General features: G+C 71.9%; 16 protein-coding genes. 11 read left to right on the top strand and 5 right to left on the bottom strand.

All coding sequences use genetic code 11. The features are described from left to right. Window positions 1-21: 21 nt before the first annotated feature. On the bottom strand, window positions 22-513 hold the full coding sequence (locus CLT71_RS12350) for a glutathione peroxidase (RefSeq protein ID WP_101367225.1): 492 nt from the start codon (window positions 511-513) through the stop codon (window positions 22-24). 314 nt (window positions 514-827) lie between these two features. Between CLT71_RS12350 and CLT71_RS12345 the strand changes: the two genes are divergently transcribed. The 4 genes from CLT71_RS12345 (at window position 828) to CLT71_RS12330 (ending at window position 5,646) form a co-directional block, all read left to right on the top strand. Next, window positions 828-2,435 carry a glycosyl hydrolase family 18 protein gene (locus CLT71_RS12345; protein WP_101367224.1) on the top strand — a complete coding sequence of 536 codons (1,608 nt, stop codon included), beginning with the start codon at window positions 828-830 and terminating at the stop codon, window positions 2,433-2,435. Window positions 2,436-2,725: 290 nt separating this feature from the next. After that, a complete protein-coding gene (locus CLT71_RS12340) occupies window positions 2,726-3,292 on the top strand; it encodes a GNAT family N-acetyltransferase (RefSeq protein WP_101367223.1) in 567 nt (188 codons plus the stop codon). A gap of 92 nt (window positions 3,293-3,384) precedes the next feature. After that, window positions 3,385-4,866, top strand: a complete 1,482-nt coding sequence (locus tag CLT71_RS37955; RefSeq protein ID WP_486483226.1) for a helix-turn-helix transcriptional regulator — start codon at window positions 3,385-3,387, stop codon at window positions 4,864-4,866. Between the two features lie 96 nt (window positions 4,867-4,962). Next, entirely contained in the window at window positions 4,963-5,646 is a 684-nt protein-coding gene (locus CLT71_RS12330; RefSeq protein ID WP_101367222.1) for an LTA synthase family protein, read from the top strand. Between the two features lies 1 nt (window position 5,647). Here the strand turns inward: CLT71_RS12330 and CLT71_RS12325 are convergent, their stop codons facing one another. Next, window positions 5,648-6,325, bottom strand: coding sequence for an NADPH-dependent F420 reductase (locus CLT71_RS12325; RefSeq protein WP_101367221.1), 678 nt, complete (start codon window positions 6,323-6,325; stop codon window positions 5,648-5,650). Between the two features lie 125 nt (window positions 6,326-6,450). Between CLT71_RS12325 and CLT71_RS12320 the strand changes: the two genes are divergently transcribed. The 3 genes from CLT71_RS12320 to CLT71_RS12310 are packed head-to-tail and all read left to right on the top strand — an operon-like array spanning window position 6,451 to window position 8,333. Further along, entirely contained in the window at window positions 6,451-6,969 is a 519-nt protein-coding gene (locus CLT71_RS12320) for a 2'-5' RNA ligase family protein (protein ID WP_101367220.1), read from the top strand. A gap of 33 nt (window positions 6,970-7,002) precedes the next feature. Further along, complete coding sequence (locus CLT71_RS12315) at window positions 7,003-7,620, top strand: TetR/AcrR family transcriptional regulator (protein WP_101367219.1); 618 nt, start codon at window positions 7,003-7,005, stop codon at window positions 7,618-7,620. Window positions 7,621-7,664: 44 nt separating this feature from the next. Further along, window positions 7,665-8,333 carry a lysophospholipid acyltransferase family protein gene (locus CLT71_RS12310; RefSeq protein ID WP_101367218.1) on the top strand — a complete coding sequence of 223 codons (669 nt, stop codon included), beginning with the start codon at window positions 7,665-7,667 and terminating at the stop codon, window positions 8,331-8,333. Between the two features lie 110 nt (window positions 8,334-8,443). On the opposite strand, the gene CLT71_RS12305 is transcribed toward CLT71_RS12310, so the two are convergent. Continuing rightward, complete coding sequence (locus CLT71_RS12305; protein ID WP_101367217.1) at window positions 8,444-9,244, bottom strand: VOC family protein; 801 nt, start codon at window positions 9,242-9,244, stop codon at window positions 8,444-8,446. Between the two features lie 293 nt (window positions 9,245-9,537). Here CLT71_RS12305 and CLT71_RS12300 point away from each other — a divergent pair, with 293 nt between their 5' ends. Continuing rightward, window positions 9,538-10,002, top strand: a complete 465-nt coding sequence (locus CLT71_RS12300; RefSeq protein WP_101367216.1) for a DUF1801 domain-containing protein — start codon at window positions 9,538-9,540, stop codon at window positions 10,000-10,002. 43 nt (window positions 10,003-10,045) lie between these two features. Here the strand turns inward: CLT71_RS12300 and CLT71_RS12295 are convergent, their stop codons facing one another. Then, complete coding sequence (locus CLT71_RS12295) at window positions 10,046-11,125, bottom strand: serine/threonine-protein kinase (RefSeq protein WP_101367215.1); 1,080 nt, start codon at window positions 11,123-11,125, stop codon at window positions 10,046-10,048. Window positions 11,126-11,354: 229 nt separating this feature from the next. Between CLT71_RS12295 and CLT71_RS12290 the strand changes: the two genes are divergently transcribed. From CLT71_RS12290 to CLT71_RS12280, 3 genes are all read left to right on the top strand, one after another. Beyond that, entirely contained in the window at window positions 11,355-12,086 is a 732-nt protein-coding gene (locus tag CLT71_RS12290; protein WP_101367214.1) for a histidine phosphatase family protein, read from the top strand. Then, on the top strand, window positions 12,070-12,939 hold the full coding sequence (locus tag CLT71_RS12285; protein ID WP_101367213.1) for an NAD(P)H-hydrate dehydratase: 870 nt from the start codon (window positions 12,070-12,072) through the stop codon (window positions 12,937-12,939). Before CLT71_RS12290 ends, CLT71_RS12285 begins: the two co-directional genes overlap by 17 nt. 98 nt (window positions 12,940-13,037) lie before the next feature. Then, window positions 13,038-13,682, top strand: coding sequence for a hypothetical protein (locus CLT71_RS12280; protein ID WP_101367212.1), 645 nt, complete (start codon window positions 13,038-13,040; stop codon window positions 13,680-13,682). A gap of 124 nt (window positions 13,683-13,806) precedes the next feature. Here the strand turns inward: CLT71_RS12280 and CLT71_RS12275 are convergent, their stop codons facing one another. Further along, the gene (locus CLT71_RS12275) at window positions 13,807-14,352 is read right to left on the bottom strand and encodes an AAA family ATPase (protein WP_486483225.1); all 546 of its coding nucleotides are present in this window, start codon (window positions 14,350-14,352) and stop codon (window positions 13,807-13,809) included. Window positions 14,353-14,417 lie beyond the last annotated feature (65 nt).

Here is a 14,417-nt window from a genome sequence, read left to right as displayed (position 1 = left end):
CCGACCTGCCTGGCAGTACAGCTACCGGGGTAGTACCCGCTCGATGGCGGCGGCGATCTCCGGCGACTCCGGTTCGACCTGGGGCGCGAACCGGGCGACCACGTGGCCGTCCGGGTCGACAAGGAACTTCTCGAAGTTCCATCGGACGTCGCCGGAGTGGCCGTCGGCGTCGGCGGTGTCGACGAGTGCGGCGTAGAGCGGGTGTCGGTCGGGTCCGTTGACGTCGATCTTCTCGGTCAGCGGGAAGGTGGCCCCGAAGGTGGACCGGGCGAACTCGGCGATCTCGGCCGGGGTGCCCGGCTCCTGGTCGGCGAACTGGTTGCTGGGTACGCCGAGCACGGTCAGCCCGCGGTCGGCGTATCGCTCGTGCAGGGTCTGGAGTCCGGCGTACTGCGGGGTCAGGCCGCACTTGGAGGCGAGGTTGACCACCAGCACGGCGTTGCCCCGGAACTGCTCCAGGCCGACGAATCCGTCACCGGTCAGTGCTCCGATCTGGACGTCGAAGACGCTCACCGGACGCCTCCGCCCCGGCGCGCCGTACGCCCCGGTCGCCGGTCGTCGCCGTGCCCCGGCCGTCGGATCCGACTGACATCCACTCTCCGCTCGGTCATGGTCCAGAGGCTACCGGGCGGCGGCGGTGTCGGGGTCGGCTTCCCCTCCTCCCGCCCGCCGGTGGTGGCTGGGCGGGAGGGGCCGGCGGCGGCTGGGGCGCGGAGGCCGGTCACCGGCTGAAATCGAAACATGGACATCTTGACGAAGTGGTGAACCGCTGAGTAGCGTCGCCTCACTATCTGGAAAGTTTCCTATCAGTAAAGGGAGGCGCCACCATGAGGAGATCCATCCGCCGGGCGCTGTGGGCCGGCGTCGCGGCCGCGGTGGCCGTCGCCGCGGTTCCGATCACCGCGGCTCTCGGCGCCGGCAGCCTGACCACCACCTTCGCCGCCACCTCCGACTGGGGCTCCGGCCACGAGGTCAGGGTCACCGTCACCAACGGCACCGACGCACCGGTCGCCACCTGGCGGATCGAGTTCGACCTGCCGGCCGGGACCACAATGGGCAGCTTCTGGGACGCCGACGTCACCCGCAGCGGCAACCGCTACGTCGCGGTGCAGAAGAGCTGGGCCGGCACGCTCGCCCCGGGCGCCTCGGCGACCTGGGGCTACGTCGGCACCGGCGGCTACCGGGCCCCGACGAACTGCACCGTCAACGGTGGCGCCTGCGGCGGTGGACCGGCCCCGACCGCCACCCCGACGACCGTACGGCCGACGACTCCGCCACCGACCACGCCGCCACCGACCACGCCGCCGACCGACCCCGGGGCGCAGAAGGTGGTCGGCTACTTCGCCCAGTGGGGCGTCTACCAGCGGGCCTACCACGTCAAGAACATCCACACCAGCGGCTCGGCCGCCAAGCTGACCCACATCCTCTACGCCTTCGGCAACACCACCGGCGGCCGGTGCACCATCGGCGACAGCTACGCCGACTACGACCGGGCGTACTCGGCGGCGGAGAGTGTGGACGGGGTCGCCGACACCTGGGACGCGGGTGCGCTGCGCGGCAGCTTCAACCAGCTCCGCAAGCTCAAGCGGATGTACCCGCACCTGAAGGTGATCTGGTCGTTCGGCGGCTGGACCTGGTCCGGCGGCTTCACCCAGGCAGCGCAGAACCCGGCCGCCTTCGCCGAGTCCTGCTACAACCTGGTCGAGGACCCGCGCTGGGCGGACGTCTTCGACGGCATCGACATCGACTGGGAGTACCCGAACGCCTGCGGCCTGACCTGCGACGCCAGCGGCCCGAACGCATTCAAGAACCTGATCTCCGCGCTGCGCGGCCGGTTCGGCTCGTCGAACCTGGTCACCGCCGCGATCACCGCGGACGGCAGCAACGGCGGCAAGATCGACGCGGCCGACTACGCCGGTGCGATAAACAACCTCAACTGGCTGATGCCGATGACGTACGACTACTTCGGCGCCTTCGCCCCGCAGGGCCCCACCGCCCCGCACTCGCCACTGACCTCGTACGCCGGGATCCCGCAGCAGGGTTTCTGGTCCGATGCGGCGATCCAGAAGCTGAAGAGCAAGGGCATCCCGGCCAGCAAACTGCTGCTCGGCATCGGCTTCTACGGCCGGGGCTGGACCGGGGTCACCCAGGCCACCCCGGGCGGTACGGCCACCGGGGCGGCACCGGGCACCTACGAGGCGGGAATCGAGGACTACAAGGTACTCAAGAACACCTGCCCGGCCACCGGCACCATCGCCGGCACGGCGTACGCGAAGTGCGGCAGCAACTGGTGGAGTTACGACACCCCGGCCACGATCGGCGGCAAGATGTCGTACGCCAAGAGCCAGGGGCTGGGCGGCGCCTTCTTCTGGGAACTCTCCGGCGACACCGGCAACGGTGAACTGATCACGGCTGTCTCCAACGGCCTGCGCTGATCCGTCGGAGCTGTGACGGGCGGGCCCGGGGCATCGTCAGCGGTGCCCCGGGCCCGCCCGCGTCGAATCGGCCAGCGGCGCGCCTGGCGCCCGTCTGCACCGGCAGCGCGCTCAGGCGCCGGTGGCGGCGAGTCTACGAGGACTTCCTCTCGGTGGCGCCGCGCCGCCATCGAGCCGGCGTACGGCGGTACGGTCCTGTCGCAGAGACAGCATGGAAAGATCGGGGCGGTGGTGGATGCCAGGTAACAAGGCTGGTACGGCCAGCGTGCCGTGTTGACGGGAGGACGCTGATGTTCGCCGTGCCGTTGACCACTGACGCCGAGTTGCGTCCGCTCAATCCGTGGCATGCCGAGGAGTTCCTGGCCAACCTGGACCGGGCCCGAAAGAGCATGGACCCCTGGGTGTCGCCGGCCTTCGTCGCCACCGATCTGGAGCGGGCGCGGCAGGTGTTACAGCGGTACGCCGACCGGTGGGCGCGCGACGACGGCGGCATCTGGGGCATCTGGTCCGACGGCACGCTGGTCGGCGGGGTGCTGCTGGTGTCGCTCGATGTCGACACGGGCGTCTGCGAGGCCGGCTGTTGGCTTGAGCCGGCCGCCGAGGGGCGCGGGCTGGTGACCCGCGCGGTCAGCCGGCTCATCGACTGGGTGATCGACGAGCGCGGACTGCACCGGGTCGAGTGGCGAGTCCTCGCCGGCAACGTACGCAGCATCGCGGTGGCCCGTCGGCTCGGTATGCGCCGCGACGGCGTACTGCGTGAGGTGTCACCGGGCCCGGACGGGCGGCGTGATCTCGAGGTCTGGTCGCTGCTGGCACCGGAGTGGCACGCGCGCCGCGCCGGTGCGTCAGGTGATTGAGCCGGCGGCGAGTGACGACGGCTGATGAAAACCACGGTACGGCGCGCATGACGACTCTCGTCCGGCCGGCTTCGGCCCCACAGGTCCTGCCCGTGATCGCAGTGAGCACGGCAGGGGCGGGCGTCGTCGCGCTCGTCGCCCTGGGGGCGGCCGGCCACGGCGGCTTCGCGACCGATCCGGTCGGTGTGCTCGCCCTGGCGGTGGCGGCCACGGCCAGCACCGTCGCCGCTGCCCGGCTCACCCGGTCGGGGCAGCGCGCCGCCGGCCGGCTGGCGGCCGGGCTGGCCGTGTCCCTGCTCGCGTACCTGATCCTCACAGTCCTGGCGGTGGTCGCGGTCGCGGCCGGACAGTCGTGGGCCGGGTTGGCCGTCGCGGCCTGGAACTCGGCCTGGATCCCGCCGCTCGCGCTCATGCAGCTCACCGCCTCGGCAGCCGTTCGCACCGGCCCCGCCACCCCCCGGACGCATCGGGTCGTGGGCCTCACGCTGGGCGCGGTAACGCTTGTCAACGCGCTGCTGACGACGGCGAACGAACCGTTCGCAGGGCTTCCGACGATCGCCGGGGAGTCGTGGCGTACCGCACTCGCCCCGGTCGGCACCGCCGCCACCCTGCTGGGGATGGTCGCGCTGCTCCTGCTGCCGGTGGCGCTCTGGCGGGCTGCTCTCGGCTCGCACGAGGCCGTCCGGGCGCGCCTCGGCATCGCCGCCGCGGCGACCACCGCGGCGCCGCTGACCATCGCCTTCTGCCTGCTCCTCGCCGTCGCCCGGACTCCCGGCGGCGTCGAACCGTCGCTGGGATCGGTCGCTTTCCTGGTGGCGCTCTCGGGCGCGGCCGGGTTCGCCGCCGCCTGCGCGGTCGCCGCCGCCCGGGGCGCCGTCGAGACCCGCCAGGTCACCCTCGTGGTCCGCGCCGCCGGCCTGACCGCCGCGGCCCTGATCATCGCCGGTGTCGGCACGGTCGTGGCCGCTCCCGGCTCGGCCCTCGGCCCGACCTCGGTCGCCCTGCTCGTCTCGGCGCTGACGGTCCTGATCGGTGGCTCGGCCTGGGCCGGTACGGCCCGCCTGGCCCGCACCCTCACGCCCGTCCCGCCCCCGTCACGGTCCCGGCCGGCGGTTCCCGCGGCGACGCCGGAGGTCTCGGCGCCAGGCCCGGCCAGGGCGGCGGTTCCAGCGGCGACGCCGGAGGTCTCGGCGCCAGGCGCGGCCGGGGCGACCTCGGAGGCCGGGGCGGCGGCTGCGGGCCGGGCGTCGGAGATCGGGGCTGCGGGCAGGGCGGTGTCGGCGGCTGGGCTGGCAGCTGCGGGCCGGTCCGCGTCATCGGCCGGACCGATGCCGGTCGAGGGGTTGACGGCACGGGAGTGTGAGGTGCTCGCGGCGCTTGCCGAGGGTGCCAGCAATGCCGGGATCGCGGCGCAACTGGTGGTCTCCGAGCGTACGGTCGACGCTCATCTGCGGGCGATCTTCATGAAGCTCGCCCTGACGCCCGGTGGTGCCACGAACCGGCGGGTACAGGCGGCGCGGATTTGGCTGGAGCATGCCCAGCGCGCCGCTGAGCCCGCCCAGCCAAGCTCCTGAGCAGGAGTTTTCTGCAGATAGGTGTTGAGGCCGATGCCGGTGGCGGCGGCCCTGGGTCACTGTGGGCCATCACTCGATCGATGGAGGTCTCCCACCGTGGCCGTTCCGAACCTGCGCCGCGCCGCGCTCGTCGCCCTCTTCGTCCTGCTGATGGTGGCCCTGCTCGGCCGGACCGTGTTCATGCTCTGGGAGCCGCCGTTCGACGGCAGGATCCACTACGACGAGATCCGCGAACTGGGGGACGCCTACTGGCTCATGAACATCTACCTGGGCGGGCCCGCGTACGCCGTGTCCTGGGTCGCTGCCGCAGTCTTCATCGTCCGGCTGGCCAGGGGCCGGGCCGGGGTGCTGAACCTGGTCGGCGCCTTCCTGGTCGGCCTCGGCGGCGTGGTCTTCGCGCTGGTGATCACCGCGGAGGTTCTCCCGTTCGCGTACGCGGCCGACCCGGCCGTCCTGCCGGAGCCCGAGGGACGCGCGCTGTTCGACGTTTTCAACGACCACCTGGACCGGGTGGTCCCGGCCATCATCGGCAGCCAGCTCACGATCGTCGTGGGCATGCTGCTGGCCCTGGTCGGCGCCCTGATCGCGCGGACCATGCCGCGCCCGCTGACCATCGCCGCGCTGGTGTACGCAGTGGTCTTCGTGGCGCTTCCGGTGGCGGAGTTCGGCCGCCCGGCAGTCATCGTCGACTATCTGCTTCAGGTCTCGCTGGTGGCGGCACTCGGCTGGTACGGGCTGCGCGCCACCGCCGACGGCGCGGCTCGGGAGGCCCAGCCGTAGGTCAGCTCCGCTCTGCCTTGGCCAGCGCGGCACGCAGCTTGTCGGCGTCGCCGGGGGCCTCCTGTTCCCAGTTCGCCGGGTCGGCGGAGTAGATGGTGCCGTACGCCGGAGTGTCCGGCTGGAACCGCCAACTGTCGGCGAGCGTCCCGGCGTCCACCGCGGCGTAGCCGATCCGGTCGAGGAAACCGGTGACGACGGCCTTGGCCTCGGTGTCGTCGCCGGCGATCGGCAGCGCGCTGCGGTCGGCCGCGCCGGCGGGCCGGGCCAGGGCGAGCAGGTGCTTGAAGAAGATGTTGTTGAACGCCTTCACCACCCGGGCCTCGGGCAGATGCCGTTGCAGCAGCGCACTGCTGGTGACGCTGCCCTCGTCCAACTCGGGGTACTGGCCGTCGCGCTGCGGGTAGTAGTTGTTGGTGTCGATCACCACCTTGCCGGCCAGCGGCTGCGCCGGCACGGCCCGGTACGCCTTGAGCGGGACGCTGACCACCACCAGGTCACCGGCCCGAGCCGCCGCCTCGACGGTGCCCGCGCTCGCTGCCGGCCCCAGCTCGTCAACCAGTCCGGCCAGGGTCTCGGGCCCTCGCGAGTTGCTCAGCATCACCTCGTACCCGGCGGCCACCGCCAGCCGCGCGAGGGTGCCCCCGATGTGCCCACTCCCGATCAGTCCCACGACCGACACGTCAACCTCCAACGACTCGACTTTTCACCCAAAAACCTACCCGGAGGCCCGGGCTGCCGCTCGGTACTGCGGCTCTGCCCGGACGAAGAGAGCCGCGTGTCACGTCCCGCCTCTAGGGTGTTCGGGTGGTCGCCGCCCTGGAGTTGTATCTCGACACCGATGCCACCCGACGGATCCGGGTCCTCTGGGACGCCCTGGAGTCCGAGGGGGTGCAGAGCCTCCGCTCGTTGCTCGGTCAACGGCACCGGCCACACGTCTCCCTCGCGGTGGCTCCCCGGCTCGATCCGGAGCGGGTCGCCGAGGCGCTGGCCGGTACGGTGGTGGCCGCTCCGCTGCGCCTGACCTTCCAGTACGCCGGCCAGTTCGTCGGCCGGGTGCTCTGGCTCGGCCCGACCCCCACCCCGGAACTGCTGGCCCACCAGGCGATGGTGCACGAGCGGCTGACCTCGGCCGGCGTGCCGGTCAGCGAGCTCTACCAGCCCGGCCGCTGGGTGCCGCACTGCACCCTGTCGATGCGGGTGCCGAACACCCTGATGGCGGCGGCGGTGCGGCGCTGCCTTGAGGTGCTGCCGGTCGAGGCGAGCGTGGTCGGCGCGGCGGTGGTCGACCACGCCCGGGACATCGTGCACCCACTCGGGGCGTAGACAATGTCTACGCCGTACTGGTAGACACTGTCTATGGCTCAGTCGGACGGTGATCTCCGGGCGCGACTGGTCCGGACCGGGCTGGACCTGCTGGCGGACCAGGGAGTCGAGGCGCTGTCGTTGCGGGAGATCGCCCGTCGGGCAGGGGTCTCGCACGGCGCGCCGCGCCGCTACTTCCCGACCCACCGGGCGCTGCTCGCCGCGATCGCCGCCGAAGGTTATCGGGATCTCGGCCAGCGGGTTGCCGAGGCGGTCGAGGATCCCGCCGATCCGGACCCGTCGGCCCGACTGCTCACCCTGGGCCGGCTCTATCTGGAGTTCGCCCGGACCAATCGCGGGATGTTCGAGCTGATGTTCCGGCACGACCTGCTGCACGGCAACGACATCGGTCTGAGTGGCGCCAGCCGCCCACTCTTCGAGGTACTGGTCGACGTCGTCGCCCGGGCCCGTCCGGAACGGGACGGTGCCCCACCGCCGGCTGTCGCCGCCGGGGCGCTCTGGGCGAACCTGCACGGCCTCGCACAGCTCTGGCAGTGGGGGAGCCTGCAGATCACGCTCGGGACCGAGGAGGTCGAGCCGCTGCTCCGGGCCGCGATCGCGGCCCACCTCGGCCGGCCCGTGCCGGGTGCCCCCGCACCGCAGCAGCACTGACCGGCCCGAACCGCCCGAATCAGGTACCGACCGCGGAGGATCACGTGCTGCTCCAGGCGACCACCCGACTGCTACTCGCCCCGGTGGCCCGGCTCGTCTTCCGACCGGTGATCGAGGGCCGTGGGAACGTCCCCCGGCAGGGCCCGGTGATCATCGCCGCCAACCATCTGTCCTTCCTGGACAGTGTGGTGATCCCGCTGGTGGCACCCCGGCCGGTCGCCTTCCTCGCCAAGGCCGAGTACTTCCGGCAACCCGGGCTGCGGGGAGCGCTGGTCCGCGCCTGCCTGACCGGCGTCGACGCGATCCCGGTGCAGCGCGGCGGTCACCGGAGCGCCCGTGACGCGCTGGACCTGGCGCTGGGCGTGCTCGCCGAGGGAGGCGCCTTCGGCATCCACCCCGAGGGCAGCCGCTCGCGCGACGGCCGCCTCTACCGTGGTCGCACCGGAGTCGCCTGGCTGGCTCTCGCCTCCGGCGCCCCGGTGGTGCCGGTCGCCGTACTCGGCACCGACCGGATCCAGCCGGTCGGGGCGCGGCTGCCCCGGCCCGGCCGGGTGACGGTGCGTTTCGGTACGCCGCTGCGGTTCACCCAGCCGCCGGGCACCAGCGGGGGACAGGTCCGGCGCGCGGTCACCGACGAGATCATGGCGGCGATCCGGGATCTCTCCGGCCAAGAGCCGGTGGACCGCTACAACGAACTCTCCGCCGCCGTCTGAACCCCGGTTGTCCACCGGGGTCGAGGATCCGCGCCAGGTGCTCCGGGCCGGAGGGCTGGCCCCGGCCCTTCCACATCGGACGGACCGGGCCGTCCCCGGCGTCACGCGCCCTACGCGCCTGTGGCGATCTTCCAGTGGTAGCCGTCGAGGTCGGTGAAGTACCCGGCGTAACAGTCCTGGTCGGTCTCTGTGGCCTTGGCGGTGACCCGCCCGCCGGCGGACTCGACAGCGGCCAGGAGCGTGTCGACCTCGGCGCGGGAGGCGGCGGTGTGGGTGAGGACGACCGCGGAGAACCCTTCGCCGTGCTCGTCCACGCCGGCGTCCTTGGCGAGGTCCTTGCGGGGCAACAGACCGATTCGGCAGACCCCGTCCGCGATGGCGAAATCGACGAACTTGTCGCCATAGTCGTGATTGGTCTTCATACCCAGCGTCTCGTAGAAGGCCTTCGACGCCTTCGGCTTGGCGACTCCGAGGTAGATGGCGGTCTCGGTCGGCTTCGGCGGGTCCGGAATGGGATTGGTGTCCTTCTTGGAGGACGCCGCCAGCTTCCAGACCGCGCCGTCGGGCGCCCGGTAGACGGCCGTGAACTCTCCGAAAAGCTGCTTCTTCGCCGGCTTGACGATTGTCGCCCCGTTGGCGACGGCGGTCTCGAGGACGGTTTTGACCTCACTCGGCCCACCCACGATCCAGGACAGGACACAACCCCGGAAGCCCGAGGTCGTCGAGTGCGCACCGACAGCGGCGGCGAGTGCGTCCAGTTGCTTGAAGGCGAGGCGGCCGGTGCCGTGCAGGTCCAGGCCGACGGTGCGGTCGCCGGCGGTAGCGGGAGATGAAAACGCAGACGTGTAGAAGTCGGATGCGACTTCTACCTGCGGTACTCCGAGGATGACGGTGTCGAGTGCCAGTGCCATGGGGATGGCTCCTTTGTGCTCTCGGGTCGGCCGATCGTCGCGGCTCGGTGGGCAGGGCTGTTCAGGTGGCGGGTTGCTTCCGACAGGCCGACGCTAGACGGGCCACCCACCGCGTGCTTCTTGATTCCTGACCGGTCCAACCGGCGCCGCCCTGATCCGGAATCGACGGGACAACCCGCCTCGGCCTGCCGATCGTCGCGGTGGCATCGATCAGGAATCAAGAAGCGACCGGATCTTCAGGGCACTAACGTGAGAACAACCGCACACCAGTCGGGAGCAGGAGAGGGAGCGCGATGGGCACCAGGGCCACCGGCACGAGCCGCAATGCGGGACTTTCCGAGCAGGAGCGTGCCGCTGTGAAAGAGCGCGCCGCAGAGCTGAAGAAGGAAGCGAACCGCGGCCGGGGAAACAAGAAGGCCGCCGACGAACTCGACGTCCTGGCGAAGATTCAGGAAATGGTCGACGCGGACCGCGCCGTTGCCGAACGCATCCACGCCATAGTCACCAAGAACGCCCCCGAACTGGCGCCCAAACTCTGGTACGGACAGCCCGCCTACGCCAGGAGCGGAAAGGTCGTGTGCTTCTTCCGTAGCGGCAACGTCGACAAGGACCGCTACTCGACGTTCGGATTCACTCCCGAAGCTCACCTCGACGACGACAGCGGCCTGTGGCCCACCTCGTACGCCGTCACCGAACTCACCGAGCAGGCCGAGCAGACCATTACCGATCTCGTCAGGAAGGTGGGCGGTCATCCGTGAGCCGTGAGCCGGGCGCTGCTGACGGTGGTGTCGGGCACTGACGTCAGGCGCGGTGCCGACCCTGGCGCGCGACCTGCGGCTCGGACCGTGCCGGTGCCGGTGCCGGTACCGACCGAACGGGTTCTGCGGCGTCGCCGGCCGGGTCGGCTCCGCCGTCGGGTGTCGGCGGCAGGCCCGGCTCGACGGCCGCCGCCACTGTCACCTCGTCCAGCCTCGGATCGTCGGCCGGCAACGGCTGCCGGGGCACCGGGGGATGGGGACGGGCCGGTGGGGGCAGGACGCCGACCGGGACGTACACCTGTGCGTCCACCGCCTCGGCCAGCAGCAGCGCCATCGCCACACTCGTCGGCCGGTCGGCCGGACCGGCACTCAGGCACTGCAGACACAGCTCGGCGAGGTCGGCGGGGAGGCCGGCGACCGGCGGCAGCGGATCCGGTGCGCGGTAGACGTGGGCGAACGGTCGGTCCGGTTCCGCGCGTACCGGCCACGGCAACCGGCCGACCAGGCTGAGATAGAGCAGCACGCCGACGGCGTACACGTCGGTGGCCGGGCTGACGCCGACCCCGTTGAGCCGCTCCGGGGCGACGAACGCCGGCGTGCCCACCAACTCGCCCCCGGTCAGCAGCTCACGCTCGCCGACGAGTGCCGCGATGCCGAAGTCGAGTACCTTCACCCCGACCGGGGTCAGCACGATGTTGGCCGGTTTGACGTCCCGGTGCACGATGCCGGCCAGATGGGCGGTGGCCAGCGCCGCGCTCACCTCGGCGCAGACCCGCACCGCGATCCGCCAGTCCAGCGCACCGGAGCGCAGATGCACGGCCAGCGTCCTGCCCTCCACCAGCTCCATCACGATGTACGGCGCCGGCCGGCCGTCCGGCAGGTGTGCCATGCCGAAGTCGTGCACGCTGGCGATGTTGGGATGAGCCAGCCGGGCCGCGGCGCGGGCCTCGGTCCGGGCCTGCTCCGCGATCGCCTCGCCGGCCGCCGGATCGGTGTGGGGCAGGGTGATCAGCTTGATCGCGACCGGCCGGTCGAGCACCTCGTCGTGGGCGCGCCAGACCTCCGACATGCCCCCTGCCCCGATCCGCTCGTCGAGGCGGTACCGCCCGTCCAACGCTGGCATCTAACGCCCCCGATACCTCTTCGCCGCCCCGACGCCCCTCCGTCACCGCCGGTCCGGTTCGACGGCGGTCGGGAACAGCGCTACCCGGGTACGCCCGCCACAAAACGCGATCTCGGCCGGTCAGCGGCCCGAGGGCGGCGTCCCGAGGGCCCGGGCAGGCGTTGCCCGGTGACGGGTGGGCACCGCCGCCCCCGGTTACCGGCAACCGTGCCTGGGTAGGGGAAGCCGCATGGCGGAACTGGGTCACCTGTGGGTCGTCCGGCACGGGGAGAGCGTCGGCAACGTGGCCGCCTCCCATGCCGAGGCCACCGGTGTCGAACTGATCGACCTCGCCGACCGGGACGCGGACGTACCCCTGTCACCGCTCGGCCGGGAACAGGCCGAGGCGACCGGACGGTGGCTGGCCGGCCTGCCGGAGCCGCTCCGGCCCGAGGTGGCGATCGTCTCGCCGTACCGGCGGACCGCGCAGACCGCGGAGCTGGCACTGGCCGGCATCGGCGTGCCCGCCAGTTACGACGAGCGGCTGCGGGACCGGGAGCTGGGCATCCTGGACCTGTTGACCAGCAGTGGCGCCCAGGCCCGCCACCCCGAGGAGATGACCCGCCGACGCCGGCTGGGCAAGTTCTACTACCGGCCGCCGGGGGGCGAGTCGTGGGCCGACGTGACCCTGCGGCTGCGCAGCCTGCTGGGTGACCTGCGCCGGGACCACGCGGGCCGGCGGGTGATCCTCTTCGGCCACGAGGCGGTGGTCCTGCTGCTGCGCTACCTGGTGGAAGGGCTGGACGAGGCCGGCCTCATGAAGGTGGCCAGGTCCTCGGCGGTGGCGAACTGCTCGATCAGCGGGTGGGCGAACGACGGCCACGGATCGCTGCGGCTCGACACCTTCAACGACGTCGCCCACCTGGAGCGGCAGAGCACCCCACCGACCGAGGAGGACGACGTAAGTGCCGAACCGGTCTGAAACCAAGGTGATCACCCCGGGACTGTTGCGCGACTGGGCGCTGCCGGTCCCACAGGGCGGCAAGGACACCCGTGGCACGGTGCTGGTGGTGGGTGGCTCCCGGTTCACCCCGGGCGCCGTGCTGCTCGCCGGGATCGCCGCGCTGCGCGCCGGTGCCGGGGTACTGCAACTGGCCGTCGCCGAGTCCACCGCCGCGGTGCTCAGCATCGAGGTACCCGAGGCGCTGGTCATCGGCCTCGGCGAGACCGGTGACGGGGCGGTCGCCGGCCGGGTGGACGACCGGCTGGCCGAACTGGCCAGCGAGGCGCAGGCCATCGTGGTGGGACCGGGACTCAACGACATCGACGAGACCCGTGCCCTGATGCGCGCCCTGCTCGCCGTCACCGACCCGAAGACGGCGCTGGTGGTCGACGCCTACGCCCTCGGGGCACTGAGCCACGAACCCGAACTGCTCGCCGGGCAGAACCGCCCGGCGGTGCTCACCCCTAACCTGACCGAGGCCGCACACCTGCTCGGCCGCGAACCCGGCCCGGACGTGGACGCGGAGGCGGTCGAGGTCGCCCGCCGGTACGACTGCGTGGTGTCCCTGCACGGGCACATCGCCACCCCGGACGGTCAGGTGTGGCGGGAGGAGAGCGGCGACAGCGGTCTCGGCACCTCGGGCAGCGGCGACGTGCTGGCCGGTGTCCTCGCCGGCCTGCTGTCCCGGGGTGCCGAACCGGCCCAGGCCGCCTGCTGGTCCGCCTGGGTGCACGCGGTGAGCGGGCAGCGGCTGGCTCCCCGGTACGGCCGGCTCGGCTATCTGGCCCGGGAACTGCTGGACGAGGTGCCGCACACCCTGGCCCAGATCTGACCCGGCCCGTCGCCCGTCGCCTCTACCCTCAGTTGACCAGGGCGGACACTCGAAAACAAGACTGGAATTCCGCCCGGAACGGGCACACGATTCTGGGCATGCGATGGGACCCTCTCAGCACCCTGCGGCGGGCGCTCTGGATCGGCGGCGGTCAGTGGGCCGGCAAGTCGACGGTGGCCGGAATCCTCGCCGAGCGGTACGGCCTGACGCACTACCACTACGACTACCACGACGCGCGCGGGCACGACGATCGCCGGATGGTGCGTCGGATCCGCAGTGGTGAGCCGCCGGAACGCGACTGGGAGGCGGTCTGGGTCCGTACGACGCCGGAGGAGATGGCGCAGCAGGTACTCGTGGACTTCGCCGAGCGGTTCGAGTGGGTACAGGACGACCTGCGTGCACTCGTCTCGCCCCGGCCCCTGCTCGCCGAGGGCTGGGGGCTGCGCCCCGATCTGGTGGCACCGGTCGCCGGCTCGATCCGGCAGATGGTGGTGATAGTGCCGACCGAGGAGTTCCGGCAGCGGCAACTCGACCGGCTGCCCCGAGCCGGCCGGCTTGGCCACCAGGTCAGCGACCCCGAACTCGGGCAGCGGAACAGGGTCCAGCGCGACCGCCTGCTCGCCGAGGACGCGGTGAGTGGTGCCCGGCGGCTGGGCATCCGGGTGATCGAGGTCGACGGCAGCCGGGACGCCGAAGGGGTCGCGGATCTGGTGGCCGAGCACTTCGCGCCGTTCCTGCCGTAGCCCGGCTGCGCACTGCCGGCAACCACAGCCACAGTCACAGTGCCGCGACGACTGCGTGCTCCGACGGTTGCCGTGCCGCGACGGCTGCCGGGCCTGGGGGGATTGTGGGCTGGGGCGGGGTGGGTCAGGATTCCGGGCCGGGGGAGGCGTCCAGGAGCAGCCGGCGGGCGGCGGTCCGGGATCTGATCCGGACGAAGGACAGGTGACGCCAGGCCGGATCGGTCGAGGCCGCGACGTAGCGTGTCCGGTAGAGCGAGTGCCGCTGCCAGGCCCAGACGATCACCGACTCCTCCGGATCGGTGGCGAAGAAGTTGCGCCAGCGTTCCCGGTTGCCGTTCCACAGTTCGACCCGGAACGCCGCCCGGCGGAACGTGCGCCAGGCGACCTGCCGCAGCACCGTGTAGCGGCCGGGGTCGACCCAGATGACGGTGTCGGCACGGCGCCACACCAGGTCCCGGACCGCCGAGTAGTTGCCGTCCACCACCCAGCCGTCGCTCGCGGTGAGCGTGTCGACCCTGGCCCGGAACTCGGTGGCGGGCAGCGGCCGCCAGCCGGGTTGGTGGTGGATGGCGTCGAGTTCGACGTACGGCACGCCGAGCCGGGCGGCCAACGCGCGGGCCAGGGTGCTCTTGCCCGAACCCGAGTTTCCGACCACCGACACCCGTCGCACAGTCTCCGACCGTAGCCCGACTGTCTCCGACCGGGTATCCCGGCAGACCGGGTGGCGGGTGGCGT

This window comes from Plantactinospora sp. CNZ320 (assembly GCF_002846275.1).
This window is presented reverse-complemented; position numbering and strand designations above follow the sequence as displayed.

Coding starts and splice junctions, on each gene's coding strand:
- CLT71_RS12345 (WP_101367224.1), top strand. CDS start 828: ATGAGGAGATCCATCCGCCGGGCGCTGTGGGCCGGCGTCGCGGCCGCG.
- CLT71_RS12340 (WP_101367223.1), top strand. CDS start 2,726: ATGTTCGCCGTGCCGTTGACCACTGACGCCGAGTTGCGTCCGCTCAAT.
- CLT71_RS12315 (WP_101367219.1), top strand. CDS start 7,003: ATGGCTCAGTCGGACGGTGATCTCCGGGCGCGACTGGTCCGGACCGGG.
- CLT71_RS12305 (WP_101367217.1), bottom strand. CDS start 9,244: ATGGCACTGGCACTCGACACCGTCATCCTCGGAGTACCGCAGGTAGAA.
- CLT71_RS12300 (WP_101367216.1), top strand. CDS start 9,538: ATGGGCACCAGGGCCACCGGCACGAGCCGCAATGCGGGACTTTCCGAG.
- CLT71_RS12295 (WP_101367215.1), bottom strand. CDS start 11,125: ATGCCAGCGTTGGACGGGCGGTACCGCCTCGACGAGCGGATCGGGGCA.
- CLT71_RS12290 (WP_101367214.1), top strand. CDS start 11,355: ATGGCGGAACTGGGTCACCTGTGGGTCGTCCGGCACGGGGAGAGCGTC.
- CLT71_RS12280 (WP_101367212.1), top strand. CDS start 13,038: ATGCGATGGGACCCTCTCAGCACCCTGCGGCGGGCGCTCTGGATCGGC.